The sequence below is a fragment of the Rossellomorea oryzaecorticis genome, from assembly GCF_038405515.1.
GTDB classification, from domain to species: domain Bacteria; phylum Bacillota; class Bacilli; order Bacillales; family Bacillaceae_B; genus Rossellomorea; species Rossellomorea oryzaecorticis_A.
The window spans coordinates 20,971-35,083 of sequence record NZ_JBBYAF010000003.1; the positions used below are offsets into that span (position 1 = coordinate 20,971).

The 14,113-nt window shown below is 43.3% G+C and carries 14 protein-coding genes; 8 read left to right on the forward strand and 6 right to left on the reverse strand.

The features are described from left to right. The first annotated feature begins 67 nt into the window (after window positions 1–67). A complete protein-coding gene (locus AAEO50_RS02145) occupies window positions 68–196 on the forward strand; it encodes a hypothetical protein (protein WP_341979926.1) in 129 nt (42 codons plus the stop codon). Between the two features lie 151 nt (window positions 197–347). Here the strand turns inward: AAEO50_RS02145 and AAEO50_RS02150 are convergent, their stop codons facing one another. After that, the gene (locus AAEO50_RS02150; protein WP_341979928.1) at window positions 348–1,184 is read right to left on the reverse strand and encodes a YitT family protein; all 837 of its coding nucleotides are present in this window, start codon (window positions 1,182–1,184) and stop codon (window positions 348–350) included. A 72-nt stretch (window positions 1,185–1,256) separates the two neighbouring features. Between AAEO50_RS02150 and AAEO50_RS02155 the strand changes: the two genes are divergently transcribed. The 6 genes from AAEO50_RS02155 (at window position 1,257) to AAEO50_RS02180 (ending at window position 8,259) form a co-directional block, all read left to right on the forward strand. Continuing rightward, window positions 1,257–2,201 carry an alpha/beta hydrolase gene (locus tag AAEO50_RS02155; RefSeq protein ID WP_341979930.1) on the forward strand — a complete coding sequence of 315 codons (945 nt, stop codon included), beginning with the start codon at window positions 1,257–1,259 and terminating at the stop codon, window positions 2,199–2,201. Between the two features lie 376 nt (window positions 2,202–2,577). Then, window positions 2,578–3,324, forward strand: a complete 747-nt coding sequence (locus tag AAEO50_RS02160) for a class I SAM-dependent methyltransferase (protein ID WP_341979932.1) — start codon at window positions 2,578–2,580, stop codon at window positions 3,322–3,324. Between the two features lie 780 nt (window positions 3,325–4,104). After that, window positions 4,105–5,907, forward strand: coding sequence for a group II intron reverse transcriptase/maturase (gene ltrA, locus AAEO50_RS02165; protein ID WP_341979934.1), 1,803 nt, complete (start codon window positions 4,105–4,107; stop codon window positions 5,905–5,907). Window positions 5,908–6,083: 176 nt separating this feature from the next. Beyond that, entirely contained in the window at window positions 6,084–6,857 is a 774-nt protein-coding gene (locus tag AAEO50_RS02170) for an HAD-IIB family hydrolase (protein ID WP_341979936.1), read from the forward strand. 84 nt (window positions 6,858–6,941) lie between these two features. Continuing rightward, complete coding sequence (locus AAEO50_RS02175) at window positions 6,942–7,307, forward strand: hypothetical protein (RefSeq protein ID WP_341979938.1); 366 nt, start codon at window positions 6,942–6,944, stop codon at window positions 7,305–7,307. A gap of 178 nt (window positions 7,308–7,485) precedes the next feature. After that, on the forward strand, window positions 7,486–8,259 hold the full coding sequence (locus AAEO50_RS02180; protein ID WP_341980222.1) for a nucleotidyltransferase domain-containing protein: 774 nt from the start codon (window positions 7,486–7,488) through the stop codon (window positions 8,257–8,259). 437 nt (window positions 8,260–8,696) lie between these two features. Here the strand turns inward: AAEO50_RS02180 and AAEO50_RS02185 are convergent, their stop codons facing one another. After that, a complete protein-coding gene (locus tag AAEO50_RS02185; protein ID WP_341979940.1) occupies window positions 8,697–9,332 on the reverse strand; it encodes a hypothetical protein in 636 nt (211 codons plus the stop codon). A gap of 199 nt (window positions 9,333–9,531) precedes the next feature. Here AAEO50_RS02185 and AAEO50_RS02190 point away from each other — a divergent pair, with 199 nt between their 5' ends. Next, the gene (locus AAEO50_RS02190; RefSeq protein ID WP_341979942.1) at window positions 9,532–9,768 is read left to right on the forward strand and encodes a hypothetical protein; all 237 of its coding nucleotides are present in this window, start codon (window positions 9,532–9,534) and stop codon (window positions 9,766–9,768) included. Window positions 9,769–9,834: 66 nt separating this feature from the next. Here the strand turns inward: AAEO50_RS02190 and AAEO50_RS02195 are convergent, their stop codons facing one another. From AAEO50_RS02195 to AAEO50_RS02210, 4 genes are read right to left on the reverse strand one after another with little or no spacing between them, the layout of a single operon-like run. Next, window positions 9,835–10,068, reverse strand: a complete 234-nt coding sequence (locus tag AAEO50_RS02195; protein ID WP_341979944.1) for a twin-arginine translocase TatA/TatE family subunit — start codon at window positions 10,066–10,068, stop codon at window positions 9,835–9,837. Window positions 10,069–10,089: 21 nt separating this feature from the next. Beyond that, the gene (locus AAEO50_RS02200) at window positions 10,090–11,523 is read right to left on the reverse strand and encodes an alkaline phosphatase PhoX (RefSeq protein WP_341979946.1); all 1,434 of its coding nucleotides are present in this window, start codon (window positions 11,521–11,523) and stop codon (window positions 10,090–10,092) included. Beyond that, window positions 11,520–12,290 carry a twin-arginine translocase subunit TatC gene (gene tatC / locus AAEO50_RS02205; RefSeq protein ID WP_341979948.1) on the reverse strand — a complete coding sequence of 257 codons (771 nt, stop codon included), beginning with the start codon at window positions 12,288–12,290 and terminating at the stop codon, window positions 11,520–11,522. Before tatC ends, AAEO50_RS02200 begins: the two co-directional genes overlap by 4 nt. 30 nt (window positions 12,291–12,320) lie before the next feature. Next, window positions 12,321–14,075, reverse strand: coding sequence for an alkaline phosphatase D family protein (locus AAEO50_RS02210; protein WP_341979950.1), 1,755 nt, complete (start codon window positions 14,073–14,075; stop codon window positions 12,321–12,323). Between the last annotated feature and the right edge of the window lie 38 nt (window positions 14,076–14,113).

Here is a 14,113-nt window from a genome sequence, read left to right on the forward strand (position 1 = left end):
CCGATTTCCACAATTCGATAATAAAATCTTCATTTTCGATAATAAATCTTTCAATATCGATAATAAAATGAAAGAAATCGATAATAAAAATGTCAGCGGGCTTCGTCAGACAGCTAAAATGGCTGGATTGATTAGAGAATGGGGGAATTTGACTGTCAGTGATGGTTCGGATAGAGACAAGGGCGTGAATTTTTAAAAAATAGTCAAATTTCAAAAGGGAAATGGCCATTATACAGAGAAATTAGGGGAGGCACGAAGATGTAGTGGAAGATCGGGCGGGATGTGTCCCCCTGCCAAGGAAAGCAACAGCCCGCCCGGGGACACATCCCTTTTATCTGAACCTATATTTATGTCTTCGGAAACGTAAACCCTTCCCCGAACACATCCCTCACATCGTGCACAACCACAAAGGCTTTCTCGTCAATCTTCTGGATCATCTTTTTCAAGAGGAACAGCTCCTGCTTATTGATCACGACATACAGGATATCCTTGGACTCTTTCGAATAATGACCTCGGGCATTGATGACGGTCACCCCCCGGTCCATTTCGGCGCTCACTTTTTCTGCGATGTCGTCCGTCTGGGCAGAAATGATGGTGACAGCCTTTCTTGTATCAAATCCATCAATCAAGTAATCAAGGATTTTCGTACTGATATAGATGGAGATTCCGGTGTACATCGTATTCTCGATCCCGATTACAAAAGAAGAGCCAAGTACCACCAGGATATCGAATACGAACATGGTGGTGCTGACCGCCCAGCCGAAATGCTGATTGAGCATGCGGGCAATGATGGTCGAGCCGCCCGTCGTTCCTCCCGATCGCAGGACAAGCCCGAGTCCGAGCCCGATGAACACCCCGGCAAAGACAGTCCCGAGCATGATGTCGACCGATTCACCCATGCCTTCTGTCAATTTAATGAAGAGGGACGTGAAGAAGATCGCAAGCATGGTATACCAGGTCACCCGTTTATTGAGCACCTTGTATCCGATGGCGAGCAGCGCCCCGTTCATGACGAAGTTCGTGATACCCGGTGACCATCCAAGGAGATAGTAAAGGATCATCGAAATCCCCGTCACGCCGCCTTCCCCAAGTTCGTTCGGGATCGCAAACAAGTTCACCCCGAGGGCAAAGAACAGGGACCCGACGATGATCAAGGTGATTTCTTTCACAGTTGTTTTATTCATATCATCTCTCCGTTCTAATGGAATACTAGGATACTATAGCACAGGTGATGGTTGATGTCTTTATGGAATATAATGAAAGAACGTGACCTGCACGAACAAGATATGAGCGGGCAGATTGAATGGGAGATGGGGGACCATATGGGGAAAGAAACAATTTATAAAAGCGAACAAGGGAAGGCAAGAATCCAGCAGCACTATGAGGATTATCTACAGACACTGGACTTCCAGGTAGAGAGAAGGTACATAGACACGAGATTCGGAAAAACGCATCTGCTTGTGGCGGGACCTGCTGACGGAAAACCCTTATTCGTCTTTCAAGGAGGCAACTGCATCAACCCGATGACGATGTCCTGGTTCGCCCCGCTTGCGAAGGAATACAGGGTGTATGCGCCCGATACGATCGGCCATCCAGGGTTCAGTGCTGAGACGCGGATTTCCGGTGAAGACCACAGCTATGCTTGCTGGATCAGTGATCTGATGGACGAATTAGAAATCGAGAAATGCGCATTTGTTGGTCCTTCCTTTGGCGGCGGAATCATCCTGAGGCTGGCGGCGTTCATGCCGGAAAAAATCGATTGTGCGGTGCTGGTGTCACCGGCAGGCATCAAAATGGGATCGAAAGGCAGGATGATCAAAGACATACTGGTACCGATGATGTTCTATAAAGCGGCGGGGTCAGAGAAGTCCCTGGACCGGATTGCTGACATCATGTCTTCCGGTTCCATGAAGAAGATGGACAGGGAAATCATAGGTGATGTATTCAAGCATGTAAAACTGGAACAGGACATGCCGAAGCTGTCGGAGAAACAAGAGCTGCAGCATTATTCTGCCGCAACCATGGTGTTTGCAGGGGAAGAGGACATTTTCTTTCCTGCGGGCAGGTTGAAAGAGAAGGCTGAGGAGATCATTCCTCATCTTGTTTCGTTCAGGGGACTGGAGATGGGGCATTTTCCTTCGAGAGAACGTTTGCGTGAAATCAATGATGAGATTGTGGGTTTTCTTCGGGAGCAGTATTAAAAGATCTGCCTCTTGGTAAAGCACTGGCGGATTAATGGGTTCCTTTTGGGGAGAGGCAATTACAGATAGCAGGTCTAATTCGCATATGAATTAGACCTGTTTTATTTTTTGAGGAATTGACGCTTCAATTAGCATCTTAATAATCAAGTGGACACTTATTATACAGCTAAAAAATGGGGTGTTAAATGACTGTTCCTGGGGAGAACCTTCTTTTTATGAGCCCGTTTGGAAGGATTTATGTGATAGAATTGAAAATAATGGATATTGAATTTAAGGAGCAGGTTAATTGAATAAAGAGAAACCTTAAACGATGTTTTTTACGCCTAACTCGTATTAAAAAGTCGCTTGATGAATCGGTGAAGATTGGAGACCTATTATGAATAATGAATTTGATAATAAAACGAAAGAATATGCAATTGGAAGACCTTCCTATCCAGCAGAAATCTTAAAAGTAATGATAGAGCTAGGTGTGAATAATCAATCGACCATTGCAGATATTGGAGCAGGTACGGGAATTCTTACTCATATGTTAGGAAGTATGGAGTGCAACGTTCTTGCAATTGAGCCTAACGAACATATGCTTGAAGAGTGCAGAAAGCATTGCAATGAATTGAATAATATTCAATTCATTAAAGCTCCAGCAGAAAAAACATCTTTGAAAGAGAATAGTGTGGATATTATTACAATTGCACAAGCATTTCATTGGTTTGATAAGGAATTATGTAAGAAAGAATTTCAAAGAATCTTAAAAGAAAATGGGCATGTAGTTATTCTATGGAATGAGATGCAGAATAACAGTCAATTTGCAAAAGAATATACAACTTTATTAAATAAATACAAAGTTAAAACGACTGCTGCAATTTCTAATTTTGACCCAGATGAAGAGAAACTTAATTTCTTTGGACAAGATTACACCAAGGTGTATTATGACAATTGGCAAACAGTAACAGAGGAAGGTTTCACAGGGGGTGCACTATCGTTATCATACACACCGTCTAAACTAGATAATACGTATGATGAGTTTGTTGAAGAACTTCACCAACTATTCTCAGAATATCAACAAAACGATAAAGTAACCTTCCATTATAAAACAGAGGTATGTATTTGTAAGTTTTCAGAGTGATGAGCCTTTTAATATACAATATACGGGGGCGGTTGCTGAAGATGGCATCCGCCTTTTGTTCAATTATAGGGGCAGGCGCGACAAGTTCTGATACAAGTGTGATTTGCACGAAAGTCAGGAGAATACTATTTAATTCTTAACTTTTCAACAGAAGGTGGGAATGACAGAACCACGTTTCTGGAAACCATCTCGTCAAGACTTCTGCATGCGTTAAGACTGACAGGTTTTAGGGTATGGAGCCAGATAGAATCGGCAGAACAAAGGCTAAAGCCAATCTTTGGTTAGATGAGGTATGCCGATGGATATGCCGCACGGCTGAAAAACTGGATATGGTGAGAATTGTTCATCGAGGGATGAACTGACGAACTTCCGAAGGTAAGGGTCTAGAGTTAAAGCATAAGGAAACTTATGTCCCATCTTACGATGGGGTGAGTGGTGTAGAGTAAAATTCTGCCCTCTGAAATACGCTATACCGGACTACGGCGGTATCAAGCTCACAGGCTTAAAGGGAGCACCTGTTTCCAGTATATATAGCTATGTTGAAAGGTACTTGGAAAACAAGGAACGTTGAAACAAGAGCTGTCACTCTAAACGTTTGCTATAAGGTTTACGAAAGGCATTTATCCTTGTGAGGGTAGGGGAACGACTGAAGAAGCTTTTGTAATGAAAGTGGAGGAACAGCCCCAAGTCTACTGAATAAAACGATTATTTTCCTATTCGTGAATGGTGCCGGTCGGGTAAGAATGTGGGGACATCACTTCTACATGGAGGGATGCCACAGTGCCAACACTGCGATACTGGGATTACTACAATATGACGGAGACATTCACGGAACTATATGAGAAAGCCCAGGAAGGAAACAGCTTTTCCTTCCTTTATAATGACATCACTTCAAGAGAAAACATCTTACTCGCTTATCGTACCATCAAATCCAATAAGGGTTCAAACACACCTGGGACCGATGGAAAAACGATATCGGATATCAAGGAATTATCCGAAGATGAACTCGTCTTGAAGGTGCGTACAATACTGAAAAGCTATCACCCTAAGAAAGTCAGAAGAAAATGGATTGAAAAGGACAATGGGAAAAGAAGACCGCTAGGTATTCCTTGTATTCTGGATAGGATTATCCAACAATGTTTTAAGCAAGTTCTCGAACCCATTGCGGAGGCTCATTTTTATAAGCACAGTTATGGCTTTAGACCTCTACGGTCTGCCCATCATGCGATGGCAAGGATTCAATATTTGATTAATCAAGCCTCCCTTCATTTTGTTGTTGATATTGATATCAAGAGTTTCTTTGATAATGTAAACCACACACGGTTAATGAAGCAGCTTTGGAATTTAGGAATACAGGATAGGAAAGTATTAGCTTGTATTTCCAAAATGATAAAAGCAGAAATTGATGGAGAAGGAATTCCGGACAGAGGGACACCTCAAGGGGGAATTTTATCTCCCCTTCTCTCTAATATCGTGTTAAATGATTTAGATCAATGGATTGCTGACCAGTGGGAGTTCTTTCCCTTACACAAACCATATAAATCAAAAGTCGGTGAACGATACGCAAAGAAACGGACTAATCTGAAGGAAGGATATCTCGTCCGATATGCGGACGACTTCAAAATCCTTTGCCGGGATGGAAAGACTGCACAAAAATGGTATCATGCGGTCCGTCGTTATTTAAAGGAACGCCTCACCCTTGATATCTCGCCAGAGAAATCTAAAATCCTTAACCTGCGCAAAAGGGAGTCTGAATTTTTAGGATTTACGATACGAGCGAACAAAAAAGGGAAGAAACGAGTAGCGCATACCGGTGTTATTCAAAAGAAAAAGAAACAAATCAAACAAGAAGCTAAAAGGTTAATCCGTCGGATTAAAGCTTCACCAACTTCCCAAAATGTTCTGCGATTCAACAGTTTTGTACTAGGCACTCATAATTATTTTAAACGAGCGACACATGTTAACCCGGTGTTCTCACGTCTTGCTTACGATTTAAAGCCGTTCATTTACAACCGACTTCAACCGGTTGGGAAGCAGGAACATCCAAGTAATCCTCCTCCTCTGTTTAAAAAATTCTTCAGTGTTAACATGAAGACATTTAAAGTAGCTGAAGTGTACCTTTTCCAACTTGGAATTGTTAAAACGGTTAACTCGTTAAACTTCAGTCCAAAGGTAACACTATATACAGAGGAAGGTCGAAAGACGTTATATAAGAAGCTTCGTTCTGATATCCAAAAGGAAATCAGTAAATTGATGAACTCCAACCTTCCTAATCGGTCAGTTGAATACACGGATAATAGAATAAGCCGATACAGTATGAAAATGGGGAAATGTGAAATCACAGGCTGGGATTTACAGGCATTTGAAGTGCATTGTCATCACTATCTCCCGAAGTCACTAGGAGGAAACGATGAGTTTCATAATCTACGAATTCTTCACCAGGATATTCACCGTTTAATCCACCTAACTGACATGAAGAAGATAGCGTCAATCCTCAAAAAGCTCAACATCTCAAAACCTATTTTGAATAAAATCAACCAATACCGAAAGGTATGTGAACAGGAAAACATCGTATTATCCTAATCGTCAAAGTAACGAGGAACTTATAATCTAGTACATATCAGTAGATGGACCGCCGAATGCTGGGAAACTAGCACGTTCGGTGCGGAGCAGGGGAAAAGCCGGAGATAACTTCAAACGCTTACCTATTGCTAACGTTAATGGAATAACCTACATTAATACGGAAGTGAGTGAGTTTTGTGAGATTTGTTTTTGATTTAGATGGAACAGTGTGTTTTAAAGGTCAACCAATATCCAGAAAGATACTTCATTCGTTGTCAGTGTTGACAGAATTAGGTATAGAAGTTATTTTCGCATCGGCAAGGCCGATTCGAGATATGCTGCCCGTCATAGACGAAGCATTTCATCATTATACAATGATAGGTGGGAATGGTTCTTTAATATCAAAAGAAGAAAAAGTAACCCATTCCAACTCGTTCTCAACAGATGAAATTAGCGAAATAAAAACCCTTATCAATGAATATAATGCAACTTATTTAATAGACGGTCATTGGGACTATGCTTATACTGGACCAGATACCCACCCTATACTTCAAAATTTAGACCCTGCGAAGTTAGCCAAAATGGTTAGTATGGACTCTCTTGATTCGATAGTTAAGATTCTGTTTCTTACTTCAAATAATATGGATGAACTAGCAGTAAAACTTTCGAAACTCAATGTCTATGTAAATAAACACGGGAACGAAAATGTACTGGATATCAGCCCAAGTGGCATTAATAAATGGAGTGCTTTAAAGACTCTTGGAATAGAAAAAAATACATATATTGCTTTTGGGAATGATGCAAATGATATCTCAATGTTCGAAAACGCATTACATACAGTTATGATTGGTCATCACGAACATTTAGCTCCTTTTGCAAAAGAAACGATATCATTAAGTGCAGACTACCAACAAGAAATTGCAGAAAAAATAATTACTCTTTCAAAAAAATATAGACCAATTCAAGTATAAGTATTATTCAGCTGATGGGGGTAATAACTGAAGATCAGCTAATTGATCCAGCTATTGCCCTTCTTCAATTATTGGGGCAGGTTAATGGAGGAAGGATTATTAATTGTTAGAATAGGGATTGGAGACGTTTTAATATTAAAACTCCACTCTGGATTAAAGGAGGAAGTGATGAACTCTAAAGCTTTAGTTAATCTAATTGTATTTGTAATCAATGGTTTGTTTTTAACTGTATTGGCACTCTTTGCTGTTTGGGGTTTCTCTAGTGTTATATTATTTTATTTTTGGTTGTCCATCGGAATAATTAGTGCATTTTGGTTTGCTTTTCACTATGGGAAATTTTCAAATAGGAAAGAATTTATTTATAGAAGCCTTTTGTATGGGGCTTTCACGTATGCCATACTTATTGTTGTTAGTGTTATACAAGAAATAATACATATCTTTAGCAACTAACCGTAATCTTCAACAAACGGGGGCGTTTGCTGAACAAGTAGCCGACCCGCCTTGGTTAGGTCAGAGCATCTTCGGTAACGGACAGGATAGTAAAAAGCAATAAGAGAAAAATTCATAAAATGAAATACTTTTAAAAGGGGGAGATAAAATGATTTTAGAAGATAAAAGGAGACCAGATATGGTTTTGGAGAAGGTTATAAAGAAGATCAATATTCAGAGTGAGTACAAGACTTTTGTAGAGGAGTATACAGCTAGCTTGCTTTCAGAGTTCAATGGGAAGATTCACAGTATTTATATGTGTGGCTCAATTCCTAAAGGTACTGCTAAGCCATTTAAGTCTGATGCAGATTTTACAATAGTATGCGAAAGACCAGAAGATATAGATTATGATAGAGTATCATGTCTGAAGGACCAGATTTTACAAAAATATCGATTAGTAACTAAGGTTGATACGGTTATTTGTTCACTGGATGATGTAAGAAGTAAGCCCAATGAATGGGGATTTTGGATCAAGATAATCTGTGTTTGTATACATGGTACTGATATTGGCGAAGAAGTACCGCCTATTCTTATTTCACCTGAGTTCATATTAGACTTGAATTCAGACACTCAAGAGGCAGTGGATCGCGTTCGCGGTTTTCTATCTAATGCCAATGATGACACACTGAAATCTAGATATACCAAAGGTTACTCAAAGAAATTAATTCGTGCATTATACTCTTTGGTTTTAGAAGATACAGGGGTTTGGCAAGATGACATTACTAAGATGAAGAGTGCCATATCAGATTATTGCAATATTGATTCAGCTTTAGTTGACTATCTGTATGCGTGTTACTTGGAAAGTAATGTAGATGTTGAAGAATTTCTGGGGATTGCAGAAGAAGTATATAGTTATATTGAGAAGGCTTTAACTGCATTGGCTGCTTCCAGAACTACTCCTTCAGAAATATAAGTTTTTCTCGTGCATACTCGCTTACTCGCAGATAATTATCGTTGCATTTGTAGCTGGATTTTTATTGGGTTTGAATAAACATAACAATTATCACGATGAACATATATTAGAGAATAAAAAACTGGCACAAACATTAATTTTGATATCCAATAATTTTCAATCCGTTGATAAAGTATATGAAAAAGGACAAGTTTTGGGATGCTGATTATTAACTATATTATTACAAAGCGTTATTCAAGTAACGGGGACTTTAATTGTATAAACACCATAAAAAAACAGGTCATTGACACTCAGCCACTGACCATTTTTTATGCAAATTAGGATTGTTTTTTAGGTGCGAATAACTTAACCATTTCGTTTGTTGATTAGAAGTTTGTACTTCAAAACAGACCCCGTTACAGGACAGGCCCTTTTTTTGATGTGTGCAGAGAAACCGCTCAGTTCAACCTAACTCCAACAGGATCCACCTCATTAACCCCGTCATCTGTAAAATATACAGCTTGCAATCGAACATCATCCTCCTTATTAAAGACAATGCTCCATTCATCATTTCCGACCTTCACATGCGAATCTTCCTCATGCAGGACATCCAGATGCAGCAACTGGGCGACCAACCCAGGGTGTTCATTAAAAGGAACATCAATTTTCATTTGACGAATTACTGTATGCTGCTCCTCCGCCACCACATCGCTTCTTCTTTGAAGCTCGATCCGGAATTTCCATGGAGTCGCAATAAAGGTTCTTCGTTCGCCTTCGTTAACGGCCCAATCCAGTTCGGCAGCCCTGCCAACAACCCTGCGGTACTCATCTTCGTTCACCAGCACACCGATATGATCGAACCGGTCACGCTTCCCTTGCCCGAAAGTCACATTTGTCTGCCCTTTGACCATCTCGATGATCCTGAACGCAATTTCTTTTCCTTTAAAATCATCCCATGTCAACGGGGGATTGAAGGTTTGCATTTCACCATCCAGCCTGCCGACCCTCAGTACGGTTTGGAAGCCGAGCTGTTGATAAAAGTGCTCCATTTCCTTTACTTTGTGTGTCCAGTAGTGATAATGAAATAGTTTCATAGCTCTTTTCTCCTTTGGCGGGTATTTGGGAAGCCTGTGACCTTTTTTATATAGTATACGGGTGATTGCGTGTTTTTTCATCGTAGGAAAGATTGAAGGGGTGTAAGACTTTTGGCATAATGAGGAAGGAATGTCAGTGAAGTTGAAAAATGGCACTGATTATGGGGAACATATATCCAGGTAAAGGGGAGTTATTCGTTTGTACTTGATCCTATCGATTTTTTTAGCGAGTATACTAGGTTTGGTATTGTTTGTGACAGGGCCTTGGTTTGGCGGCGTCCTTGCTTTCGGCATTATTGCAGGTTGTTTGTTCAGGGGGCTCTATCTGTTGAATGACATACATAGAAGAATATCAAATGATTTACCGAGAGCTGATAAGGCAAAAGAGGTATATGAAAACTATTTGAGAGAGAAAGATGAGAACGGTCAAGGCTAGAGAAATGTAAATTCAATCATCAAAAACGTCCAGAGTAGAAACCCTGGACGTTTTTTTCGCTGAAAGTCAGCTCCCCGTATGCTGTTTCTCTTTCTCCACCGCTTTCAGTCTTTGTCCATCGTCTGCAGAAGGACTCTTCTCATCATCGTGTCCATTGACTAAGTCTTTGGTGGCGCTTTTGAATTCTTTTAATGTACTTCCGAATGCACGTCCGATTTCCGGGAGTTTGGAAGGACCAAAGATGATCAACGCGATCACCAATACAAGGATTAATCCTGGGATTCCGATATTCGTTAGCATATGTTTCGCCTCCTGTTAGTTTTATAGAATTGGCATGCCGTGACGCTCGAATGCAGCTGCTTCTAAATCCGACATTCCCTGTACTTCTGCAAATGCCGATAGTTTGTCGGAGATTTTTGGTGCATAGGCAGCCGGCGGGGCGGCATGGCCAATCAGTCTTCTGCGTGCTGCATTTTTTCTGGCGAATGGTCCCCAGATGGCAAAGGTCATCCCGGGTGACTGGATATTGATGAAGAACGTCCGGCCGTCTGTAGAGAATGTTGGTCCTGCAAGCTCGGAATCGTTCACTTTATTTTCTGCGAACACATACGTTTCGCCTTCAGGTGTCATCCCGATGACACGGTCAACACCGCCGCCGTCTTCAGCAATCCACAGGTCTCCCCAGGGAGTGATGCAGATATTATCGGGCATTTCCAAGTCATTTTGCGCAGTAGATTCATAGAATAGCTCCAGGGTGTTGGTGGCCGGGATATAGCGGTACACACGGCCCAGATCCTTATCCCCGGCGGATGTATCATCGAACCAGAACACGCCGCCTTCAAAATAAGCACCCTCCAGACGGCTGAAGACAATGCATCCTTTTCTGCCTGCATCCAGGGTCGGTTTTTCCGGATCTACATCTTTCCATACAATGCCGAATTTCTGACCTGTATGGAACTGGCTTGTTTCGTCCATGCTCATTTCTTCGTAGGCCGCTGCTTGAAGCTTGCCGCCTTTTTGCAGGGCGCCGACCCTTTGACTGCGGTCGTTAGGAAGGAAGCGGTACAAATAACTTGGACCCGCATCTTCGGTCAGATAGACAATCCCGGTTGCCGGGTCGATGGCAGTGGCTTCATGGGAAAAGGCACCCATGTCGCGGATCGGGGTTTTAGAAATTTTATCTTCAGGGTTGTTTGGATCCACTTCAAACACATAGCCGTGACCTTCTTCGAGTGTTTCTTCGCATGTGAGCCATGTGCCCCATGGAGTCGAACCGCCCGCACAGTTACGGATGGTACCGGAAGAAGAGACGTATTCCTTCCTTACTTGGCGGTCAGGGCCGACCACTAAGGAAGTGGTTCCGCCCGTTTCTTCACGGCGGTAAGGATTCTTCCCGATCACGGGGTATTTCGTATTTCCGCTCAATTCATGGTTTCTGACGAGGATGGTGGAGTTATTGGCGCCGGGATAGGCGGCCATCCCGTCGAACTTTGCAGGGACGGGCCGTCCGTCCGAAAGGGATCTGCCTTCCTCTGAAATAATCCTGTACTGGAAACCGCGGGGAAGGTCCATTACGCCGCCCGGGTCTTTGACAAGCGGACCATACCCGCCTGCTGCCTTACTGTTTTGAGGTGTACCGGCAAATGCTTTATTTCCACCGAGGGACAATAATCCAGTGCTCCCGAGGGCAAGCGCAGCTGTGCCGATACCGCTTGCTTTCAGAAAGTCTCTTCTATTCATATCGCGTTTATTCAAGTCCTTTCACTCCTTAAAATTAAATTCTCTTGGCCTTGTTCTGCATTGGACTCTTCTGAACGGGAAGCACGCTTCTTATATGCAATCGTTGAACACGTGATGCTGATTTCATATAAAAGAAGAAGCGGCAGGATGACGAGTACATCCGAAAGGAAATCCGGCGGTGTAATCAACACCGAAATGACAATCAGCAAGAAATAGGCGATCCTTCTTGATTTTTTCAATTTCGCTGGATCTAAAATGCCGAGTACCGTCAGGAAGACGATCACAAGCGGCATTTCAAATAGAAGTCCAAAAGGGACTGTAAGGTGCAGCATAAAGCGGAAGTATTTTTCCGCCGTGAACATCATTTCAAATTGTCCGGCTGAAAGGGTGGTTAAGAAACCCAGGACGATCGGGAAAAGTAAGAAATAGCCGAACCCGATGCCGAAAATGAACAAAAAGAATAAGGCTGGGATGAAGCGTACCGTCACTTTTCGTTCTCTGGGACTCAGACCCGGCGAGACAAACCGCCAAATTTGATAGGCAGCGACAGGGATGGTTGCCGCCAGTGAGAAGACGGCTGCTATCATCAGGTACACCCATAAAATATCGCTCGGTCCGAGAATTGCAAGTTTCGTGTCCAAGTCCCTGATCAGCCACTCGTAGATCGGTTTCACAAAAGCCAGCCCCGCTATTAGGAAACCAATAAAGGCGAGCGCGGTCTTGATGGCCCGGCTCCGCAGTTCTTCCAAGTGTCCGATCAGCTGCTGGCTGGAATCTTTCATGGCCTCTGCCTCCTCTATGCTGAACTAGACTTAGTTCATTTGCTTTTGTTTTCCTTTTTTGGCCTGCTTTTTGTGGGCGCGGTCGTGCGCTTCATGGCGGTCATCTTCCACCTCAGCAGACATCTGCTGCCCTTGAGGTACGGTTGATGCAGATACTTCCTTCAGTCCTTCTGCATCTTTTTCGTAAACAAATGAAGCTCTGGTGGAAATATCTGCACCAGGATTCGAGACAAATGGAACGACACGATAATCGGTTCTCCACTGGGTCGGCGTGACATGACAGCGGACATACCCGCGATAATCGTTGAAAAATTTAATGTGTTCGTTCTGGGCTAGAATGCGGTCCGTGTCTGCGCGCTTGTCCGCCCCGTTCCCGCCTGATGTGATCGATGTGCCGACAAACTCAGCTCCAAGCATGCTGGAAGACGGATCATCAAAGTCTGCCAGGATATTGGAAGCCCAGCTCGCGTGTACATCACCCGTCAGGACGATCAAGTTATCCATGTTTTCTTTACGGGCAAATTCTGTGATGCGTTCCCTTGCAGGTGTGTAGCCGTCCCAGCCATCCATGCTGTAACGAGGTTGATCAGGGCTTGGGCCATAGTTTCTTTTGGCAAAAAAGATCTGCTGGGCAAGTACGTTCCAGGAGCTTGTAGATTTGCCTAGATGATCAAGGACCCATTGCTCCTGCTCGCCGCCTAATAATGTGCGTGAAGGATCCAGGGATTCAGCCGTCTGCGGAGAGCTTTTATCCCCATTCGCTTGATCCGAACGATACTGGCGGGAATCGAGAACCATGAAATTCGCTAAGTTTCCGTATGAGAACTGACGGTACAACTGCATGTCCGCGCCGTGCGGCATCGACGATCGTCTTAACGGCATATGTTCATAGTAGGCTTGATAAGCGGCCACACGCCGTTTCACGAATTCTTCCACAGACTGGCCTTTTTCAGGAATCATGTCGGCATAGTTGTTCTCCACTTCATGGTCATCCCAGGTGACAACCCAGGGGAACGCCGCATGAGCAGCCTGCAGATCCGCATCTGAACGGTACTGGGCATGACGGTTCCGGTAGTCTTCCAACGAACGGATTTCCGGTCCTTTATGGTGGCGGACATTGCCTGTTTTAGCTACATACTCATCAGGACCGTATTCATAAATGTAGTCTCCAAGATGGAACACGAGGTCGAGGTCTTCTTTGGCCATATGCTTATAGGCGGTATAATAGCCATGCTCATACTGCTGGCAGGAAGCAAAGGCAAAAGAGAGGCTTGCGACGTCTGCATTCATGGCAGGAAGTGTTTTCGTTTTTCCGATCGGGCTGAAATCCTTTCCGGCTTTGAACCGGTAATAGTACACCGTGCCAGCTTCCAGGTTCCCTACTTCGGCATGGACGGAGTGTGCGAGGGCCGGACTTGCTACTTCAGTACCGCGCTGAATGATATTCCGGAAATGTTCATCTTTCGCGATTTCCCACTTCACTGGAATATTACGATCAGGCATGCCGCCGCCATTTAGCGGGTCGATGGCCAAGCGTGTCCATAAAACGACACTGTCAGGAAGGGGGTCACCGGAAGCCACCCCAAGTAAAAACGGATAATCCTGAAACTCTTCTTCTTCTGCAGAAACAGAGAAGCCGCCCATCGATTGAGCAACCACCATTCCTAAAGAAATGCCAGCGACTTTTCCCGCCCCTTGAAGGAAGCTGCGACGGTCGACCCCTTTGTGTAAGGTCTCTTCATTCAGTCTTTGAATCCAATTGTCCATCGGTCTCTCATTTGTCATGTGGATGACCCCTTTCATGAATCGATTGAATGTAACAG

What these genes read in the sequence shown, in the direction of transcription:
- AAEO50_RS02145 (WP_341979926.1), top strand. Translation starts at nt 68, where the DNA reads ATGAAAGAAATCGATAATAAAAATGTCAGCGGGCTTCGTCAGACAGCT.
- AAEO50_RS02150 (WP_341979928.1), bottom strand. Translation starts at nt 1,184, where the DNA reads ATGAATAAAACAACTGTGAAAGAAATCACCTTGATCATCGTCGGGTCC.
- AAEO50_RS02155 (WP_341979930.1), top strand. Translation starts at nt 1,257, where the DNA reads ATGAAAGAACGTGACCTGCACGAACAAGATATGAGCGGGCAGATTGAA.
- AAEO50_RS02160 (WP_341979932.1), top strand. Translation starts at nt 2,578, where the DNA reads ATGAATAATGAATTTGATAATAAAACGAAAGAATATGCAATTGGAAGA.
- AAEO50_RS02175 (WP_341979938.1), top strand. Translation starts at nt 6,942, where the DNA reads ATGGAGGAAGGATTATTAATTGTTAGAATAGGGATTGGAGACGTTTTA.
- AAEO50_RS02180 (WP_341980222.1), top strand. Translation starts at nt 7,486, where the DNA reads ATGGTTTTGGAGAAGGTTATAAAGAAGATCAATATTCAGAGTGAGTAC.
- AAEO50_RS02185 (WP_341979940.1), bottom strand. Translation starts at nt 9,332, where the DNA reads ATGAAACTATTTCATTATCACTACTGGACACACAAAGTAAAGGAAATG.
- AAEO50_RS02195 (WP_341979944.1), bottom strand. Translation starts at nt 10,068, where the DNA reads ATGCTAACGAATATCGGAATCCCAGGATTAATCCTTGTATTGGTGATC.
- tatC (WP_341979948.1), bottom strand. Translation starts at nt 12,290, where the DNA reads ATGAAAGATTCCAGCCAGCAGCTGATCGGACACTTGGAAGAACTGCGG.
- AAEO50_RS02210 (WP_341979950.1), bottom strand. Translation starts at nt 14,075, where the DNA reads ATGACAAATGAGAGACCGATGGACAATTGGATTCAAAGACTGAATGAA.